Source organism: Rodentibacter pneumotropicus DSM 21403 (assembly GCF_000379905.1).
In the GTDB taxonomy this organism is placed as follows: domain Bacteria; phylum Pseudomonadota; class Gammaproteobacteria; order Enterobacterales; family Pasteurellaceae; genus Rodentibacter; species Rodentibacter pneumotropicus.
This window is the reverse complement of record NZ_KB904040.1, coordinates 50,561-67,457: the sequence shown is the minus strand read 5'-3', so window position 1 is coordinate 67,457 and position 16,897 is coordinate 50,561. Positions and strand designations below refer to the sequence as shown.

22 protein-coding genes and 2 tRNA genes are annotated in these 16,897 nt (G+C 39.1%); 23 read left to right on the top strand and 1 reads right to left on the bottom strand.

Annotation, left to right across the window (positions count from 1 at the left end):
• Positions 1 to 4 precede the first annotated feature (4 nt).
• Genes A3GE_RS0100400 through ruvB form a run of 7 tightly spaced genes read left to right on the top strand, consistent with a single transcriptional unit; the run spans position 5 to position 4,451 of the window.
• Entirely contained in the window at positions 5 to 328 is a 324-nt protein-coding gene (locus A3GE_RS0100400; protein ID WP_018355306.1) for a MazG nucleotide pyrophosphohydrolase domain-containing protein, read from the top strand.
• Positions 325 to 885, top strand: coding sequence for an LOG family protein (locus A3GE_RS0100395; protein ID WP_018355305.1), 561 nt, complete (start codon positions 325 to 327; stop codon positions 883 to 885). The genes A3GE_RS0100400 and A3GE_RS0100395 overlap by 4 nt, the downstream gene beginning before the upstream one ends.
• Before the next feature lie 3 nt (positions 886 to 888).
• Positions 889 to 1,377: a dihydroneopterin triphosphate diphosphatase gene (gene nudB, locus A3GE_RS0100390; RefSeq protein WP_018355304.1), complete on the top strand. Its 489-nt coding sequence runs from the start codon at positions 889 to 891 to the stop codon at positions 1,375 to 1,377.
• A 20-nt stretch (positions 1,378 to 1,397) separates the two neighbouring features.
• A complete protein-coding gene (locus A3GE_RS0100385) occupies positions 1,398 to 2,138 on the top strand; it encodes a YebC/PmpR family DNA-binding transcriptional regulator (RefSeq protein WP_018355303.1) in 741 nt (246 codons plus the stop codon).
• 47 nt (positions 2,139 to 2,185) lie between these two features.
• Entirely contained in the window at positions 2,186 to 2,758 is a 573-nt protein-coding gene (gene ruvC / locus A3GE_RS0100380; protein WP_018355302.1) for a crossover junction endodeoxyribonuclease RuvC, read from the top strand.
• A gap of 60 nt (positions 2,759 to 2,818) precedes the next feature.
• Positions 2,819 to 3,433: a Holliday junction branch migration protein RuvA gene (gene ruvA / locus A3GE_RS0100375; protein ID WP_018355301.1), complete on the top strand. Its 615-nt coding sequence runs from the start codon at positions 2,819 to 2,821 to the stop codon at positions 3,431 to 3,433.
• A gap of 10 nt (positions 3,434 to 3,443) precedes the next feature.
• Positions 3,444 to 4,451 (top strand): Holliday junction branch migration DNA helicase RuvB, encoded by a 1,008-nt coding sequence (ruvB, locus tag A3GE_RS0100370; protein ID WP_018355300.1) that lies wholly within the window; start codon positions 3,444 to 3,446, stop codon positions 4,449 to 4,451.
• 65 nt (positions 4,452 to 4,516) lie between these two features.
• Here the strand turns inward: ruvB and A3GE_RS0100365 are convergent, their stop codons facing one another.
• Complete coding sequence (locus A3GE_RS0100365) at positions 4,517 to 4,822, bottom strand: DUF5339 domain-containing protein (protein WP_026215327.1); 306 nt, start codon at positions 4,820 to 4,822, stop codon at positions 4,517 to 4,519.
• 412 nt (positions 4,823 to 5,234) lie between these two features.
• On the opposite strand from A3GE_RS0100365, the gene A3GE_RS0100360 reads away from it, so the two are divergent.
• The 16 genes from A3GE_RS0100360 (at position 5,235) to iscA (ending at position 16,894) form a co-directional block, all read left to right on the top strand.
• A complete protein-coding gene (locus A3GE_RS0100360; protein ID WP_018355298.1) occupies positions 5,235 to 6,800 on the top strand; it encodes a cytochrome ubiquinol oxidase subunit I in 1,566 nt (521 codons plus the stop codon).
• A 14-nt stretch (positions 6,801 to 6,814) separates the two neighbouring features.
• Positions 6,815 to 7,951 carry a cytochrome d ubiquinol oxidase subunit II gene (cydB, locus tag A3GE_RS0100355; RefSeq protein WP_018355297.1) on the top strand — a complete coding sequence of 379 codons (1,137 nt, stop codon included), beginning with the start codon at positions 6,815 to 6,817 and terminating at the stop codon, positions 7,949 to 7,951.
• Positions 7,952 to 8,061: 110 nt separating this feature from the next.
• Positions 8,062 to 8,346: a cyd operon protein YbgE gene (gene ybgE / locus A3GE_RS0100345; protein WP_018355295.1), complete on the top strand. Its 285-nt coding sequence runs from the start codon at positions 8,062 to 8,064 to the stop codon at positions 8,344 to 8,346.
• Between the two features lie 91 nt (positions 8,347 to 8,437).
• Entirely contained in the window at positions 8,438 to 8,860 is a 423-nt protein-coding gene (ybgC, locus tag A3GE_RS0100340) for a tol-pal system-associated acyl-CoA thioesterase (protein WP_018355294.1), read from the top strand.
• A gap of 4 nt (positions 8,861 to 8,864) precedes the next feature.
• A complete protein-coding gene (tolQ, locus tag A3GE_RS0100335) occupies positions 8,865 to 9,557 on the top strand; it encodes a protein TolQ (RefSeq protein WP_018355293.1) in 693 nt (230 codons plus the stop codon).
• 66 nt (positions 9,558 to 9,623) lie between these two features.
• Positions 9,624 to 10,043 (top strand): colicin uptake protein TolR, encoded by a 420-nt coding sequence (tolR, locus tag A3GE_RS0100330; protein WP_018355292.1) that lies wholly within the window; start codon positions 9,624 to 9,626, stop codon positions 10,041 to 10,043.
• Positions 10,044 to 10,057: 14 nt separating this feature from the next.
• A complete protein-coding gene (gene tolA / locus A3GE_RS0100325; RefSeq protein ID WP_026215326.1) occupies positions 10,058 to 11,203 on the top strand; it encodes a cell envelope integrity protein TolA in 1,146 nt (381 codons plus the stop codon).
• 44 nt (positions 11,204 to 11,247) lie between these two features.
• Positions 11,248 to 12,531, top strand: a complete 1,284-nt coding sequence (tolB, locus tag A3GE_RS0100320; RefSeq protein ID WP_018355290.1) for a Tol-Pal system beta propeller repeat protein TolB — start codon at positions 11,248 to 11,250, stop codon at positions 12,529 to 12,531.
• A 22-nt stretch (positions 12,532 to 12,553) separates the two neighbouring features.
• Positions 12,554 to 13,024, top strand: a complete 471-nt coding sequence (gene pal, locus A3GE_RS0100315) for a peptidoglycan-associated lipoprotein Pal (RefSeq protein ID WP_018355289.1) — start codon at positions 12,554 to 12,556, stop codon at positions 13,022 to 13,024.
• A gap of 171 nt (positions 13,025 to 13,195) precedes the next feature.
• A tRNA-Lys gene (locus A3GE_RS0100310) sits at positions 13,196 to 13,271 on the top strand.
• A 20-nt stretch (positions 13,272 to 13,291) separates the two neighbouring features.
• Positions 13,292 to 13,367 (top strand) — tRNA-Lys (locus A3GE_RS0100305).
• A gap of 184 nt (positions 13,368 to 13,551) precedes the next feature.
• Positions 13,552 to 14,286: a tRNA (cytosine(32)/uridine(32)-2'-O)-methyltransferase TrmJ gene (gene trmJ, locus A3GE_RS0100300; protein ID WP_018355288.1), complete on the top strand. Its 735-nt coding sequence runs from the start codon at positions 13,552 to 13,554 to the stop codon at positions 14,284 to 14,286.
• Positions 14,287 to 14,334: 48 nt separating this feature from the next.
• Positions 14,335 to 14,790 carry a Fe-S cluster assembly transcriptional regulator IscR gene (gene iscR / locus A3GE_RS0100295; RefSeq protein WP_018355287.1) on the top strand — a complete coding sequence of 152 codons (456 nt, stop codon included), beginning with the start codon at positions 14,335 to 14,337 and terminating at the stop codon, positions 14,788 to 14,790.
• Positions 14,791 to 14,850: 60 nt separating this feature from the next.
• Positions 14,851 to 16,065 (top strand): IscS subfamily cysteine desulfurase, encoded by a 1,215-nt coding sequence (locus tag A3GE_RS0100290; RefSeq protein ID WP_018355286.1) that lies wholly within the window; start codon positions 14,851 to 14,853, stop codon positions 16,063 to 16,065.
• Between the two features lie 67 nt (positions 16,066 to 16,132).
• Positions 16,133 to 16,516: a Fe-S cluster assembly scaffold IscU gene (gene iscU / locus A3GE_RS0100285; RefSeq protein ID WP_018355285.1), complete on the top strand. Its 384-nt coding sequence runs from the start codon at positions 16,133 to 16,135 to the stop codon at positions 16,514 to 16,516.
• 54 nt (positions 16,517 to 16,570) lie between these two features.
• A complete protein-coding gene (gene iscA / locus A3GE_RS0100280) occupies positions 16,571 to 16,894 on the top strand; it encodes an iron-sulfur cluster assembly protein IscA (RefSeq protein ID WP_018355284.1) in 324 nt (107 codons plus the stop codon).
• Positions 16,895 to 16,897: the final 3 nt, after the last annotated feature.

The following is a 16,897-nucleotide window of genomic DNA, read 5'->3' as shown; positions in this document are numbered from 1 at the left end:
TAATATGAACCTTCAATCCTATCAAAAATGGCTTTGTAATTTTTATCGTTCGCGTAAGTGGTATCAATATGACCCTTTTATCCGTTTGAATTTTTTAACTGAAGAGGTAGGGGAATTAGCCCAAGCGGTGCGAGCCTATGAAATTGGGCGGGATCGTCCTGATGAGAATGACCAATCTCAAACAGAGAAATTGCAACATATTGAAGAAGAAATTGGTGATGTATTGAATAATTTACTGATCCTAGCGGATAAATATGAATTGAATTTGACCGATATTTTGCAAGCAAATCAACAAAAAATCCTGAATAGGTTTAAGGACGAAAAATGAATATTACCGTGTATTGTGGTGCAGCCTTAGGTAACCAAGATAGTTTTTATAAGTCAGCCGTAGAATTGGGGAAATGGATTGCGGAACGAAACGATACTTTAGTTTATGGGGGCGGTAAAGCAGGTTTGATGGGTGTAGTGGCAAACACCGTACTACAATTCGGTGGAAAAGTAATAGGCGTTATTCCTGAATTTTTACAGAAACGCGAATTGGTGCATACAGGATTAAGTGAGATCTTTGTTGTGCAATCAATGACGGAGCGTAAAAAATTAATGATAGAAAAAGGTGATGTCTATATTGCTTTACCCGGGGGCCCCGGTACTTTGGAGGAAATCAGTGAAGTGATTTCTTGGGCGAGAATCGGACAGAACAATAATCCTTGTATTTTATTCAATCAGAATGGTTACTATGAGCCATTAAAAGAAATGTACGATCTGATGGTAAAAAAGGATTTTTTAACTCAATCTGATCGGGAAAAGATCTTATTTTCGGAAAACTTAGCTGAAATTGAACAATTTATTGAGAATTATGTGCCGCCGGCAGTGCGTCAGTATTAAGTTATGGCGGAACAAAAATATAAAAATCCTCATTCTGTTTTAGTGGTCATTTATGCTGAAAATTGTGATCAAGTATTAATGCTCCAACGCCAAGATGATCCTGATTTTTGGCAATCCGTTACAGGTTCTTTGGAAGAAAATGAAACACCACGACAAGCGGCAATTCGTGAATTATGGGAAGAAGTGCGGTTAAAAATAACGGAAAATTCCACCGCACTTTTTGATTGTAACGAAAGTGTAGAATTTGAAATTTTCCCTCATTTCCGCTATAAATACGCACCGAATGTTACCTACTGCCGAGAACATTGGTTTTTATTGGCGGTGGAAAGGGAGTTTATTCCCCAATTATCGGAGCATTTGGCGTATCAATGGGTTTCGCCGGAACAAGCTGTGAAAATGACAAAATCCCCTAATAATGCCGAAGCGATCAGAAAATATTTATTAAATGATAAATTCGTAAAAACGAAAAAATTATCCCTTTTAACAAAATAATTTTAAGAAGGAAAACAATTATGGCAGGCCATAGTAAATGGGCAAATATTAAACACCGTAAAGCAGCACAGGATGCGCAACGCGGTAAAATTTTTACAAAATTAATTCGTGAATTAGTGACTGCAGCAAAATTAGGCGGCGGTGATGTCAGCGCAAACCCGCGTTTACGTGCGGCAGTGGATAAAGCATTAAGCAATAATATGACACGTGATACGATCAACCGAGCGATTGATCGTGGCGTGGGCGGTGGCGATGACACCAATATGGAAACCAAAATTTATGAAGGTTACGGACCGGGCGGCACGGCAGTGATGGTGGAATGTTTAAGCGATAATGCTAACCGCACGATTTCACAAGTTCGTCCTAGTTTTACCAAATGTGGAGGAAACTTAGGAACGGAAGGTTCGGTAGGATATTTGTTCAGCAAAAAAGGCTTAATTTTAATTGCTGAAGCCGATGAAGATGCTTTGACAGAAGCCGCAATTGAAGCCGGAGCAGACGATATTCAACCGCAAGACGACGGTTCATTTGAAATTTATACGGCGTGGGAAGATTTAGGGAATGTGCGTGATGGTATCGAAAAAGCCGGTTTCAAAGTTCAGGAAGCCGAAGTGACGATGATTCCATCTACAACAGTTGATCTTGATCTTGAGACTGCGCCGAAACTTCTTCGTTTAATTGAGATGCTGGAAGATTGTGATGATGTACAAAACGTCTATCACAACGGTGAAATTAGTGATGAAGTGGCGGCACAGCTTTAGTGGTATGGTAGATGGGTAGGATTCCTACCCATTTTTTATAGAAAACGATGAATATTATTTTGGGCATTGATCCCGGTTCTCGTGTGACCGGCTATGGTGTGATTCGCCAAGTGGGTCGTCATTTAGAATATCTTGGTAGTGGCGCAATTCGGACTCAAGTGGATGATCTTCCTACTCGATTAAAGCGAATTTATGCCGGAGTGACGGAGATTATTACCCAATTTCAACCGGATATGTTTGCTATTGAGCAAGTCTTTATGGCAAAAAACGCAGATTCGGCATTAAAACTCGGACAAGCACGCGGAACCGCAATCGTGGCAGCAGTAAATCATGATTTACCGGTATTTGAATATGCGGCAAGGTTAGTGAAACAAACTGTTGTCGGGGTCGGATCGGCAGATAAGGTTCAGGTTCAGGATATGGTTACACGCATTCTGAAGCTTTCCGATAAACCTCAAGTGGATGCAGCGGATGCTTTAGCAATTGCGATTACCCATGCTCATTCTATGAACCATTCTTTGCATATTGCAGGTTCTGTAAAAATAGTAGAAACTCAAGAAAAAATCACCGCACTTTTAAAAACACGCTATAGTCGAGGGCGTTTTCGATTAAAAAAATAACTGGATGTTCGTCCAGTTTTATTTTATTCTATGCAAAATTTTTATGCTTATGGATAAATTATGATTGGTCGTTTAACAGGCATTCTATTAGAAAAACAACCTCCCGAAATTCTGCTTGATGTGCAAGGCGTCGGCTATGAATTGCTTTTGCCGATGACGAGCTTTTACGACTTGCCTGAACTCGGACAAGAAACAACCTTGTTTACTCATCTTGTTGTTCGAGAGGATGCACATTTACTCTTTGGGTTTGCCCAAAAAACCGACCGAACTTTATTTCGGGAATTAATTAAAACCAACGGTGTTGGACCAAAATTGGCACTGGCAATTTTATCAGCAATGTCTGTCGAACAATTTGCTTATGCGATTGAACGTGAAGAGCTTTCTAAGCTGGTTAAAATTCCGGGAGTGGGCAAAAAAACGGCAGAACGTCTATTAGTTGAATTAAAAGGGAAATTTAAAGGCGTTAAACAAAGCGATTTCTTTATAGAAAGTAAGCATATTCCGAGTGAATCCTCCGCTATTTCATACCAGGAAAGTTCGGAAGATGAGGCGATTGCGGCTTTGATCGCATTAGGATATAAGCCGACGGATGCTGAAAAAATGGTTAAACGTGTGGTAAAACCTGAATTGAATAGCGAACAACTAATTCGTGAGGCCTTAAAAGCGGCATTATAAGGGCGAATGGATGATTGAAGCTGATAGAATAATTAGTAGTCAAGCTAAACTTGATGAAGATGTGATTGACCGTGCAATTCGCCCAAAATTACTTGCAGATTATGTCGGGCAACCACAGGTACGTGAGCAGATGGATATTTTTATTAAAGCGGCAAAATTACGCAAAGATGCTTTAGATCATTTGCTTATTTTTGGTCCTCCGGGATTGGGTAAAACAACGCTTGCTAATATTGTCGCCAATGAAATGGGCGTGAATATTCGTACAACATCAGGCCCTGTTTTAGAAAAAGCCGGTGATTTAGCTGCGATGCTAACGAATCTTGAACCCTATGACGTATTATTTATCGATGAAATTCATCGCCTTTCACCGGCTATTGAAGAAGTACTTTATCCGGCAATGGAAGATTACCAACTTGATATTATGATTGGAGAAGGACCGGCGGCTCGTTCTATTAAATTAGATTTACCTCCTTTCACTTTGGTCGGAGCAACAACACGTGCCGGCTCTTTGACTTCGCCTTTACGCGATCGTTTTGGTATCGTACAGCGTTTAGAATTTTATTCAGTAGAAGATTTAACCTCAATTGTTGTTCGAAGTGCGGTTTGTTTAAACCTTGAATTAGAGCAGAGGGCCGCTTTTGAAGTTGCTCGTCGTTCTCGTGGTACACCACGTATTGCAAACCGTTTACTACGCCGTGTGCGTGATTATGCCGATGTAAGAAACGGGGGGATAATTTCTTTAGATATTGCAAAACAAGCACTTTCAATGTTAGATGTTGATGATGCCGGTTTTGATTATTTAGATCGAAAATTACTGACTGCTATGATTGAGCGCTTTGATGGTGGTCCGGTTGGATTAGATAATTTGGCTGCCGCGATAGGCGAAGAGCGTGATACCATTGAGGATGTGTTAGAGCCTTATCTAATACAGCAAGGTTTTTTACAACGTACTCCGCGTGGAAGGATTGTAACGACGCAAACCTATCATCATTTTGGCTTGCAAAAATTAGTTTCTTAGACGAGTGAATAATAAAAAAGACTTATTGAAAATTTTCAGTAAGTCTTCTTTATTTAATATTAGGATTAATTAGTTTCTTCAGAACTACTTTTCATGCTATTTAGTCTTGCTAATCCTACATTGCAACTTTTGAGTTGGGTTGCAAGTTCCATTTCAAGAATTTGTTTTTTACTTTGATTGAGCTTATTTTTAATCTTGCTAACCTGCGTGTGAGTGCCGGGTTGTTTTTCTGCTTGAATGATTAAATTTTCAGTTTCTTTAAATAACTGGGCACATTGGGGAAGTATTTCATTAGATTTATGTGGTGCTGCAATTGTTGAAAATGATACCGCTGAAAAAAGTGCGGTCAAAACCATTGAAATTTTCTTCATTGTGAAGTCCTGTAAGAAAAAACTGTCTAAATATATGTAAACCTAACTCTGCGAGGTTAGCAAAATATGTAGTGTATGTCTAGATATTAATCAATATTTTTGTGAGTGATTGATTTTCATCAGAAAATCACCAAAATTTTTTCTAGTTTATATCAAAAATGTGAGCGAGCTAACATTTTAGCTGTTTTTTATCCTTATGATTAGTAGTAAAATGATACCCGTTCTGAGTTATCTGCTTCATAATTCATCATTTTATTGTATTACTGTAATTCTCAAAAAGATTTATTATGTGTGGTGATTTAGTATTTGCTTAATTGGATTAAGTAGTTTAATTAGGTATTTGGGGTGATTATTTAAAGGATGGTCTTTATTAATCATAGTGAATGACTTGTAATTTTTACAAGAGGTTGAGATGTTAGACGTTGTTGAACTTTCTCGCTTGCAGTTTGCTTTAACTGCGTTATATCACTTCATTTTTGTCCCTTTAACATTAGGTTTGACTTTCGTATTGGTAATTATGGAAACCACCTATGTTGTAACAGGCAAAGAAGTTTATAAAGATATGACAAAATTCTGGGGTAAGTTATTTGGTATTAACTTTGCCCTTGGGGTGACTACCGGTATCATTATGGAATTCCAATTTGGTACTAACTGGTCTTACTATTCTCATTATGTGGGTGATATTTTTGGTGCGCCGTTGGCTATTGAAGCGTTACTTGCATTTTTCTTAGAATCAACATTTGTTGGTTTATTCTTCTTTGGTTGGGATCGTTTATCTAAAGGTAAACACTTACTGACTACATACTGTGTTGCGTTTGGTTCAAATCTCTCCGCAATGTGGATCCTTGTTGCAAATGGTTGGATGCAAAATCCGGTTGCGTCAGAATTCAATTTTGAAACTGTACGTATGGAGATGACCAGCTTTATGGATTTATGGTTAAATCCGGTTGCACAAAGTAAATTCTTACATACGCTTTCTGCCGGTTATGTAACGGGTGCATTCTTCGTATTAGGAATTAGTGCATACTATTTATTAAAAGGTCGTGATCTTGGATTTGCAAAACGTTCTTTCTCTATCGCTGCAACCTTTGGTTTTATTGCTTCGATCTCAGTATTAATTCTTGGTGATGAGTCCGGTTATGATATTGGTAAAGCACAACCGGTGAAATTGGCCGCAATGGAAGCTGAGTTTGAAACCCAACCTGCGCCGGCTGCATTTCATATAGCTGCAATCCCTAACACTGCTGAAATGAAAAATGATTTCGAAATTAGTGTGCCAATGATTGGCGGTATTGTTGCAACCCGTTCTTTTGATAAAGAAATCACAGGTTTAAAGGAACTCCAAGCTTTAAATGAGCAAAGAGTACGCAGTGGTATCGTCGCTTATGATCTTTTCACTCAATTAAAAGCTGAGAAAAAAGCAGCGGGTCAAGTTAATCCTGAAACAAAGGCAAAATTTGAAGAAGTGAAAAAAGATCTTGGATTTGGTTTATTGCTAAAACGCTATACCGATAAAGTAGTGGATGCGACAGAAGAACAAATTAAACAAGCTGCAAGTGATACTATTCCAAATGTTGGTCCTAACTTCTGGGCATTCCGAGCAATGCTTGCTGTCGGCGGTTTACTCGCATTATTGGCATTTGGTGCGTTTGTTCAAAATCTACGTAACAAAGTGACACAAAGTCCATTGTTGCTAAGAGCATTGTTATGGAGTTTACCTTTACCTTGGATTGCCATTGAATGTGGTTGGTTCTTAGCCGAATACGGTCGTCAACCATGGGCAATTTATGAGGTGTTACCGGTAGGGGTATCTGCTTCAAATTTAGGTGTAGGTGATCTTTGGTTCTCTATTGGTTTAATCTGTGCACTTTACTTGGCGTTTATCATTGTTGAAATGTATCTAATGTTTAAATATGCACGTTTAGGCCCGAGTGCATTGAAAACCGGTAAATACTACTTTGAACAATCATCTAAATAAGCAGGAGACGAATTATGATTGATTATGAATTTCTACGTTTTATTTGGTGGGTGTTAGTCGTTGTATTGCTGATCGGTTTCTCTGTAACTGACGGATTCGATATGGGGGTGACTGCACTTTTACCTATTGCCGGTAAAAAAGAAGTGGAACGCCGTATTATGATTAACTCAATTGCGCCTCACTGGGATGGTAACCAAGTTTGGTTATTAACTGCCGGTGGTGCAGTGTTTGCAGCATGGCCAATTGTCTATGCGGTATCCTTCTCAGGTTTCTACATTGCACTGGTATTGGTATTAGCAGCACTCTTCTTCCGTCCAATCGGTTTTGAGTATCGTGCAAAAATTGATAACCCGACATGGCGTGCAGTGTGGGACTGGGGCTTGTTTGCCGGTGGTTTTGTTCCCGCATTAGTTTTTGGTGTCGCATTTGGTAACTTATTGCAAGGTGTTCCATTTGAATTTAATGAAATCGCACAGGTGACTTATACTGGTTCATTCTTTGCGTTGTTAAATCCGTTTGCTTTATTATGTGGTGTGATTAGCTTAGCAATGCTTGTAACACACGGTGCAAATTGGTTACAAATGAAAACCACTTCTGAATTAAGAGATAGAGTTCGTGCTATAACCCAAATTGGTGCGTTTGTGACTCTAATTGCATTTGTTCTTGCTGGTGTATGGTTATACTTTAAAGATGGTTATGTTGTCACCAGTACTATTGATCACTTTGCACCATCTTCCCCTATAGGTAAAGAAGTTGCAGTTGAAACCGGAGCATGGTTCAGAAACTTTAATGAAATGCCTATTTTGTGGATTTTCCCTGCTCTAGCTGTAGTGAGCGCATTGTTGAATGTGATTTTCTCAAAAGCAAATCGTTGTGGTTTTGCATTTTTATTCTCCTCATTAACTATGGCTGGCGTGATTATCACTGCCGCTGTTTCTATGTTCCCATTTGTGATGCCTTCAAGCTCACATCCGGAACAAAGCTTATTAATGTGGGATGCTACATCTAGCGAATTAACGCTAACTTGGATGCTCTTCTTAGCGCTAGTATTTGTGGTTATTTCCCTTGCTTATACCATTTGGTCATACTTCAAAATGTTTGGTCGTTTGGATGAACGCTTTGTGGAAGAAAACACAAACTCATTATACTAAAGGAGATATGAGATGTTATATGTGATTTGGGTAGTGGGTATTTTAGCGGCAATTTTTGCAAGCGTAAAAGTCACAAAAAACAAAGAAAATTTAGGGCAATTTGACGAATAATGATTCAATTTCTCTATCAATATGTTAATAAGGGTTCGTTAAGAACCCTTTCATTTATCCTGGCGATTATACTAACACTTGCCTTTTTGTTTAATTTCAATCTATTTTCCACTCAATTGAGAACCGTTAACCCATTTTTGATTCTTTTTATTCTATGGGGTGTGGTGTGTGCATGGATTCATGGAATTGGCTTTAAAATTAACCGCACTTTTTGGCAAGTGATATTTTTCCCTTATTTTGGTTATTTAGGATTTTTAGTTGCGATAGTCGTACATTATTCATAAATCAGATTTTGCTTATTTGAAAGTACTTGCGAATAGCAAAATCTGACTCTAAAATACACAGTTTCAGATTATTGAATAAGGAAAAATTAAGGTGTATTCAAAGATCTTTCGTTTTCCCGTGCGAGTTTATTATGAAGATACGGATGCGGGTGGTGTGGTTTACCACGCACGTTACTTGCATTTTTTTGAACGTGCGAGAACGGAATATTTAAGAAAACAAAATTTTTCTCAGCAAATATTATTGCAGGAACAACAAGCAGCATTCGTTGTCAAATCAATGACAATTGACTATTGCGTTCCGGCAAAACTGGATGATTATCTTATTGTTGAAACAGAAGTTATGGCAATAAAAGGTGCAACAATCCTTTTTAAGCAGCGACTGATGCGAGGAACAGTAATTCTATCAAAGGCTACTGTAAAAGTAGCCTATGTTGATCTTGGCAAAATGAAACCGGCGGCAATTCCAACTGAAATAAAAGTCGCTTTTTCAAACAATATAACCTTCTCGGAGTAGGGTGATGACTGCAGAATTAAATTTTTTAGACCTTTTTCTAAAAGCAAGTATCGTTGTACAACTTGTCATTGTTATTTTAATTTTATTTTCAATTATTTCTTGGGCTATTATTATTCAACGTAGCCGTGTACTAACAAATGCGTTGAAAGAAGCGAACACATTTGAAGATCGTTTTTGGTCTGGCGAAGATCTTAATAAATTATACGAAGGTTTATCAAATCGCCGTGATGTATTAACCGGTAGTGAACAAATTTTCTTTGTTGGATTTAAAGAATTTTCACGTTTAAAACAAGTTAATGCAGATGCACCGGAAGCAATTATTAAGGGAACAACACGAGCAATGAATTTGGCAATGAATCGTGAAATTGAAGTTCTTGAAAGCCGAGTTCCATTTTTAGCAACTGTAGCTTCCGTCAGCCCTTATATTGGATTATTCGGTACAGTTTGGGGAATTATGCATGCATTTATGGCGTTAAGCGGTGCGAAACAAGCCACATTACAAATGGTTGCGCCGGGTATTGCGGAAGCATTGATTGCCACAGCAATTGGCTTGTTCGCAGCGATTCCTGCGGTGATGGCGTATAACCGTTTAAGTTTACGTGTGAATGCTATTGAGCAAAATTATGGTAACTTTATTGATGAATTTACCACAATTTTACACCGCCAAGCCTTTGGTAAAGCAGCACATTCCCAGTAAAAAATAACAGGAAAATCAACCGCACTTTGAAGTGCGGTCATTTTTAGCGAAGTTTTAGAGGAAAATATGGCACGTCGCTCACGTAAAGAAATTAAATCTGAAATCAATATTGTCCCGTTTTTAGACGTTTTACTTGTACTTGTATTGATTTTTATGGCTACTGCGCCGATCATTAGCCAAAGTGTTCAGGTTGAGCTTCCAGATTCAGTACAAAGTCAAAATGTATCGAATGAAGATAAAACACCCGTTATCCTAGAAGTTTCCGGTGTTGGTCGATATACACTTTCTATTGCAGGTGAGCGTCAAGAAGGTTTAACGGAAGAAATGGTGACGCAATTATCAAAGCAGGAATTTGATAAAGACAATAATACGATGTTCCTCGTTGGGGGAGCAAAAGAAGTGCCTTATGAAGAAGTCATTAAAGCGTTGAATTTACTTCATTTGGCCGGTATTAAATCAGTTGGTTTAATGACAAACCCAATTTAGTAAGTAGGTAAAACGTGCAGAATAATCGACAGAAAAAGGGAACAAATGCATTTGTTATTTCGATCCTCATGCACCTTGCCTTGTTCGGATTGTTGATTTGGAGTTCTTTCTATCAAACCGTTGAGATTATGGGCGGCGGTGAAGGTGACGGTGATGCGTTAGGTGCTGTCATGGTTGACACTGGCAGTGCTGCGCAGGAATGGGGGCGTATCCAACAACAAAAAAAAGGTCAAACCGATAAGCAGAAGAAGCCTGAACCTGTTGTTGAGGAGAAACCGACCGTGGAACAAGAAGACGTTCGTCAACAAGAAATTGCTAAACAGGAAGAACTAAAACGCCAGCAGGAAATTCAGCGCCAAAGGGAAATTGAACGTCAGAAACAAGAAGTGGCGGAAAAACAAAAACAGCTAGAAATAGCCCGTCAGGAAGCTTTAAAAAAGCAGGCAGAAGAGGCTAAGGCAAAACAGGTGGCTGCGGCTGCTAAGTTAAAAGCAGAAGCAGAGGCAAAACGTTTAGCTGCAGCGGCAAAACAGGCGGAAGAAGAAACGAAAGCTAAAGCCGAACAGGCTGCTATCGAAAGAGCAAAAAAACAGGCTGAAGAAAAAGCTAAAAAACAAGTAGAAGAAAAACAAAAAGCTGAATTGGAAGCTAAATCTAAGGCGGCGGAGGCAAAAGCTAAAGCAGATGCGGAAGCCAAAGCGAAGGTTGCAGCAGATGCTAAGGCGAAGGCAGCTGCTGAAGCTGCTGCAAGACGTAAGGTAGAGCAGGCTGCTTTAGATGATTTTATGAATGGCGGTAATATTGGTGGCGGTAGTGCTTCTAAAGGCGCTAGTGCCAATAAAGGAGGCACGCAAGGCAGTGGAGCTGGATTAGGGGCTGGTGATGGTGGTAAAGTGGGCGATCAGTATGCCGGTGTCATTAAGAGAGAAATTCAGCGTCGTTTCTTAAAAGATCCTAGTTTTGCTGGCAAAGTTTGCCGTATCAAAATTCAGTTAGGTAGAGATGGTACGATTTTGGGGTATCAAAAAGTATCAGGTCCGGAAGATATTTGTACAGCTGCGTTAAGTGCTGTTGCAAGAACAAAAAAAGTTCCTGCTGCTCCGTCTGATGCAGTGTACAATAAATATAAAGCACCAATTATTGATTTTGATATTAAATAATTAATTTTTGGAAGGTATTAATCAGTTTACTCAAGGGTAACAAAATGAAATTAATTAAAAAGCTTGTAGGTGTGTTTGCAATCGTTCTTGCTTTAGTGGGGAGTGCTGTCGCAGAAGATGAAGTTCGTATTGTGATTGATGAAGGTGTTGATGGTGCTCGTCCAATCGCCGTCGTACCATTTGCAGGATCCGCACCGGAAGATATTGGTAAAATTGTTGCGGACGATTTACGTAATAGTGGTAAATTTAATCCGATTCCTGTGACTCAAATGCCACAAAAACCGACTTCAGCGTCTGAAGTCAATCCAGAAGCTTGGAGTGCTTTAGGTATTGATGCGGTTGTTGTAGGACAAGTAACGGCAACAGGTAGTGGTTACAATATTTCTTATCAGCTTGTTGATACGGTTGGTGCATCCGGTAATGCTGGTTCAGTGCTTGCACAAAACAGCTATACTGTAACAAACAAATGGTTACGTTATGGTGCACATACTGTTAGTGATGAAGTATTTGAAAAATTGACGGCTATTCGTGGTGCTTTCAGAACGCGTATTGCTTATGTGGTACAAAAAAATGGTGGTTCACAACCTTATGAGGTCCGTGTTGCCGATTATGATGGTTATAATCAGTTTGTAGTCAATCGTAGTTCTCAACCAATTATGTCTCCTGCATGGTCACCGGATGGTAAACGTTTGGCATATGTTTCATTTGAAAACAGAAAATCACAGCTAGTGGTTCAGGATTTAGGCTCTGGCGCACGTAAAGTTGTTGCTTCATTTTCAGGTCATAATGGTGCTCCGGCATTTTCACCTGACGGTTCTCGTTTAGCTTTTGCTTCGTCACAGGATGGGACTCTAAATATTTATGTGATGAGTTCAAACGGTGGAACGCCAACACAATTAACACGTGGGGTAGGTAATAATACTGAGCCATCATGGTCACCGGATGGCAGCTCGATTTTATTTACTTCGGATAGAGGTGGTTCACCTCAAGTTTATCGTATGAGTGCAAGTGGTGGTGGCGCAACTTTAGTAGGTGGTCGTGGTAGTGCTCAAATTAGTGCTGATGGTAAAACACTTGTTATGATCAATGGTAACAACAATGTGGTCAAGCAAGATCTTACAACCGGTGCTTCTGAAGTTTTAAGTACATCTTTCCTAGGTGAAAGCCCGAGTATTTCTCCTAATGGTATTATGATTATCTATAGTTCTACCCAAGGATTGGGAAAGGTGCTACAATTAGTTTCTGCAGATGGTCGTTTTAAAGCGAGTCTTCCAGGAAGTAACGGCCAAGTAAAATTTCCAGCTTGGTCTCCATATTTAACTAAATAAAAAATGTGATTAGGAGAATTTAATGAACAAATTTGTTAAATCCTTATTGGTTGCAGGTTCTGTAGCTGCATTAGCAGCGTGTAGTTCCTCTAGCAATGATGCGGCTGGCAACGGTGCTGCGACAAACGGTCAAACTTTCGGTGGTTATTCTGTTGAAGATCTTCAACAACGTTACAACACCGTATATTTCGGTTTTGACAAATATAATATCGAAGGTGAGTATGTTCAAATCTTAGATGCACACGCTGCATACTTAAATGCAACTCCTGCATCAAAAGTAATTGTTGAAGGTAACACCGATGAGCGTGGTACGCCAGAGTACAATATCGCTTTAGGTCAACGTCGTGCGGATGCAGTTAAATCTTTCTTAGCTGGTAAAGGCGTAGAAGGTAGCAAAGTTTCAACTGTTTCTTATGGCGAAGAAAAACCTGCAGTATTAGGTCACGACGAAGCAGCATATTCTAAAAATCGTCGCGCTGTATTATCATACTAGTTTTAGATCAGTTTGATTTTCTAAAGGTAGAGATTTAATCTCTACCTTTTGTGTTTTTATCCCTTATATTTATAAAAATTGGTGAGTATTCCATCAATTAACACAAAATAGAAAAAATTTTCTTGCACAGAAAAATAAAATCAGTAATATACGCCCCTGTTACAGCGATGTGGGTCGTTAGCTCAGTCGGTAGAGCAGCGGACTTTTAATCCGTTGGTCGAAGGTTCGAATCCTTCACGACCCACCACTTCATATAGATTTCATTATGGGTCGTTAGCTCAGTCGGTAGAGCAGCGGACTTTTAATCCGTTGGTCGAAGGTTCGAATCCTTCACGACCCACCATCTAATTCTATAATTCATCTACTTAATTCTATATTGTAGTTAGAATTCGAATTCTTTCAAACTAACTCCTGCTTTTGTTATTTATTGATAAGTAATCTTTATTTTTAAAATAAGGAAATTCTTGACTTAAATTAAAGGTTATTATGATAAAATGAACCAATACTTAATCAGGTAATAAAGCATAATGTTTGACCGTATCCGAATTGTTCTCATTGAAACCTCGCATAGCGGGAATATTGGCTCTTCAGCAAGGGCAATGAAAACAATGGGGCTTTCTCAGTTATGTCTTGTTTCTCCTAAAGTCGTTGATGAGCAATCTATAGCACTTGCCGCAGGAGCAGCTGATATTGTCAAGAATGCAAAAATAGTATCGAGTTTTGATGAAGCAGTGGCTGATTGCTCTTTAGTTATTGGAACGAGTGCACGTTTGCGTCACTTACAGAGCACATTAATTGAACCGAGAGAATGTGCAGAAAAAGTGGCAAAGCACCACGGTAAAGTGGCTATTGTTTTTGGCAGAGAACGTGTCGGTTTGCATAATGATGAATTAATTAAATGCCATTATCACTTAACGATTCCTGCTAATCCTGATTATTCTTCATTAAATTTGGCAATGGCTGTCCAGCTTGTTAGTTATGAATTGTATATGGCGAACTCGATTAAAAACTGTAATGCTGCTCAGACTTTTTCAGAAAAAGCGATAGCAAGGCAATCAGTGACAGTACAAGAAATGGAATATTTTTTTAATCATACCGATCGGCTGTATCAATCTCTCGGATTTATTCACAATCAAGGTGTAATGCAGAAACTGAGACGTTTATACAATCGTGCAAATATAGAAAAAAATGAACTAAATATCCTGCGTGGCATGCTAAGTGCAGTTGAAAAACGGTTGGATTTGCCCAAGATAGATAGTTGATTATTTTGGTCGGATATGTAAACATTAGTGCAATTTTAAGGAAACTTTATGAAACTTACCTCAAAGGGACGTTATGCGGTGACCGCGGTGCTAGATATCGCATTAAATGCAGAATCTGGCCCGGTGAGTCTTGCTGATATTTCTGAACGTCAAAATATTTCATTATCTTATCTAGAACAACTTTTTGCTAAGTTGCGTCGTGACGGATTAGTGAAAAGTGTCCGTGGGCCCGGTGGGGGGTATAGGCTTGGATTATCAAGTGATCAAATTTCTGTGGGAATGATTATTTCTGCAGTAAACGAGAATATCCATGTGACTAAATGTTTAGGTCGAGGAAACTGTCAAAATGGCAAAGAATGCTTAACTCATACTCTTTGGGAGGATCTAAGTAATCGTATTGAAAGTTTCTTGAATGAAATTACGTTAGCGGAACTTGTCAGTAAGCGTAGCCAAAAGCATTCATCGCATCATGATTTTGAAAATTTAGTATTAATGAATCCATAAAGGAAAGTAGTCGCACATTTAAATGTGCGGTCAAATTTGGAATGATTTTTAGGAGTGAAAATGAAATTACCTATTTATTTGGATTATGCAGCAACCTGTCCAGTAGATGAACGAGTCGCTAAAAAAATGATGGAGTTTTTAACCATCGATGGCACGTTCGGAAATCCGGCTTCACGCTCACATAAATTTGGTTGGCAAGCAGAAGAGGCTGTGGATGTTGCACGTAATCAAATTGCCGATTTAATTGGTGCTGATTCCCGAGAGATTGTATTCACTTCCGGTGCAACGGAGTCTGATAATCTGGCAATCAAAGGAGCAGCCCATTTCTATCAAACTAAAGGTAAACACATTATTACTTGCAAAACGGAACACAAGGCAGTATTAGATACCTGTCGTCAATTGGAGCGAGAGGGGTTTGAAGTCACTTATTTGTCACCGGAATCTGATGGCTTAATTGATTTAGAAAAATTCAAAGCGGCACTTCGTCCGGATACGATTTTGGTTTCCATTATGCACGCAAATAATGAAATTGGTGTATTGCAAGATATTAAGGCGATAGGTGAGCTTTGCCGTGCAAATAAAATCCTTTTTCATGTTGATGCAACCCAAAGTGTGGGGAAAGTAGCAATTAATCTTGCCGAATTACCGGTGGATTTAATGTCAATGTCCAGTCATAAACTTTATGGACCAAAAGGCATTGGTGCATTATATGTTCGTCGTAAACCTCGTGTACGTTTAGAAGCGATTATTCACGGTGGTGGTCACGAACGTGGGATGCGTTCCGGTACCTTGCCGGTTCATCAAATTGTGGGTATGGGTGAAGCTTATCGTATTGCGAAAGAAGAAATGGCAACAGAAATGCCTCGTCTGAGAGCGCTTCGTGACCGTTTGTATAACGGCTTGAAAGATATTGAGGAAACCTATGTCAATGGTTCTATGAAACATCGCCTCGATAATAATTTAAACATCAGTTTTAACTATGTAGAAGGTGAATCATTAATGATGTCATTACGTGATATTGCGGTCTCATCCGGTTCTGCTTGTACTTCTGCGAGTCTTGAGCCGTCTTATGTATTGAGAGCATTAGGTTTGAATGATGAATTGGCACATAGTTCGATTCGTTTTACCCTAGGGCGTTACACTACCGAGGAAGAAATTGATTACACCGTTAATTTAGTAAAAAATGCGGTTGAAAAATTGCGTGAGCTATCCCCATTATGGGATATGTTTAAAGAAGGTATTGATCTTAATACGATTGAGTGGTCTGCCCACTAATATCTCATTACCGTCTGAAATAGATGAAGGGCGGTTTTTTATCAGAATTTAGAAAAGGAAAGTTAAAATGGCTTATAGCGAAAAAGTAATCGACCATTATGAAAATCCACGTAATGTGGGATCAATGGATAAAAAAGACAGTTCTGTTGGTACTGGAATGGTGGGGGCACCGGCTTGTGGTGACGTGATGCAGTTACAAATTAAAGTCAATGATAACGGCATTATCGAAGATGCAAAATTTAAAACCTACGGTTGTGGTTCTGCCATTGCATCAAGCTCATTGATTACCGAGTGGGTTAAAGGTAAATCTTTAGAGGAAGCAGGGGCAATTAAAAACAGCCAAATTGCGGAAGAATTAGAATTGCCACCAGTAAAGGTTCACTGTTCGATTTTAGCTGAAGATGCGATAAAAGCGGCAATTGCCGATTATAAATCAAAGCAAGGTGAATAAATAAAAAAGTGCGGTTGTTTTTGACCGCACTTTTACTGATCTCTTGGGGGAAGAATGAGTATTACATTAACAGAAAAAGCCGCTCAACGCGTAAAAGCTTTTTTGGATAATCGCGGAAAAGGTATCGGTTTGCGTCTGGGTGTGAAGACATCAGGATGTTCAGGTTTAGCGTACGTATTGGAATTTGTCGATGTATTAAATGAGGAAGATCTCGTTTTTGAACAACATGGGGTGAACGTGATTGTGGATCCGAAAAGTTTGCTTTATCTCAACGGCATTGAATTGGATTATGTCAAAGAAGGTTTGAACGAAGGCTTTAAATATAACAACCCGAATGTGAAAGAATCCTGTGGTTGTGGTGAAAGTTTCCATGTTTAATGT

Bases quoted from the DNA above. Each gene is read 5' to 3' on its own strand.
- A3GE_RS0100400 (WP_018355306.1), top strand. From the start codon at position 5: ATGAACCTTCAATCCTATCAAAAATGGCTTTGTAATTTTTATCGTTCG.
- A3GE_RS0100395 (WP_018355305.1), top strand. From the start codon at position 325: ATGAATATTACCGTGTATTGTGGTGCAGCCTTAGGTAACCAAGATAGT.
- nudB (WP_018355304.1), top strand. From the start codon at position 889: ATGGCGGAACAAAAATATAAAAATCCTCATTCTGTTTTAGTGGTCATT.
- A3GE_RS0100385 (WP_018355303.1), top strand. From the start codon at position 1,398: ATGGCAGGCCATAGTAAATGGGCAAATATTAAACACCGTAAAGCAGCA.
- ruvC (WP_018355302.1), top strand. From the start codon at position 2,186: ATGAATATTATTTTGGGCATTGATCCCGGTTCTCGTGTGACCGGCTAT.
- ruvA (WP_018355301.1), top strand. From the start codon at position 2,819: ATGATTGGTCGTTTAACAGGCATTCTATTAGAAAAACAACCTCCCGAA.
- ruvB (WP_018355300.1), top strand. From the start codon at position 3,444: ATGATTGAAGCTGATAGAATAATTAGTAGTCAAGCTAAACTTGATGAA.
- A3GE_RS0100365 (WP_026215327.1), bottom strand. From the start codon at position 4,822: ATGAAGAAAATTTCAATGGTTTTGACCGCACTTTTTTCAGCGGTATCA.
- A3GE_RS0100360 (WP_018355298.1), top strand. From the start codon at position 5,235: ATGTTAGACGTTGTTGAACTTTCTCGCTTGCAGTTTGCTTTAACTGCG.
- cydB (WP_018355297.1), top strand. From the start codon at position 6,815: ATGATTGATTATGAATTTCTACGTTTTATTTGGTGGGTGTTAGTCGTT.
- ybgE (WP_018355295.1), top strand. From the start codon at position 8,062: ATGATTCAATTTCTCTATCAATATGTTAATAAGGGTTCGTTAAGAACC.
- tolQ (WP_018355293.1), top strand. From the start codon at position 8,865: ATGACTGCAGAATTAAATTTTTTAGACCTTTTTCTAAAAGCAAGTATC.
- tolR (WP_018355292.1), top strand. From the start codon at position 9,624: ATGGCACGTCGCTCACGTAAAGAAATTAAATCTGAAATCAATATTGTC.
- tolB (WP_018355290.1), top strand. From the start codon at position 11,248: ATGAAATTAATTAAAAAGCTTGTAGGTGTGTTTGCAATCGTTCTTGCT.
- pal (WP_018355289.1), top strand. From the start codon at position 12,554: ATGAACAAATTTGTTAAATCCTTATTGGTTGCAGGTTCTGTAGCTGCA.
- trmJ (WP_018355288.1), top strand. From the start codon at position 13,552: ATGTTTGACCGTATCCGAATTGTTCTCATTGAAACCTCGCATAGCGGG.
- iscR (WP_018355287.1), top strand. From the start codon at position 14,335: ATGAAACTTACCTCAAAGGGACGTTATGCGGTGACCGCGGTGCTAGAT.
- A3GE_RS0100290 (WP_018355286.1), top strand. From the start codon at position 14,851: ATGAAATTACCTATTTATTTGGATTATGCAGCAACCTGTCCAGTAGAT.
- iscU (WP_018355285.1), top strand. From the start codon at position 16,133: ATGGCTTATAGCGAAAAAGTAATCGACCATTATGAAAATCCACGTAAT.
- iscA (WP_018355284.1), top strand. From the start codon at position 16,571: ATGAGTATTACATTAACAGAAAAAGCCGCTCAACGCGTAAAAGCTTTT.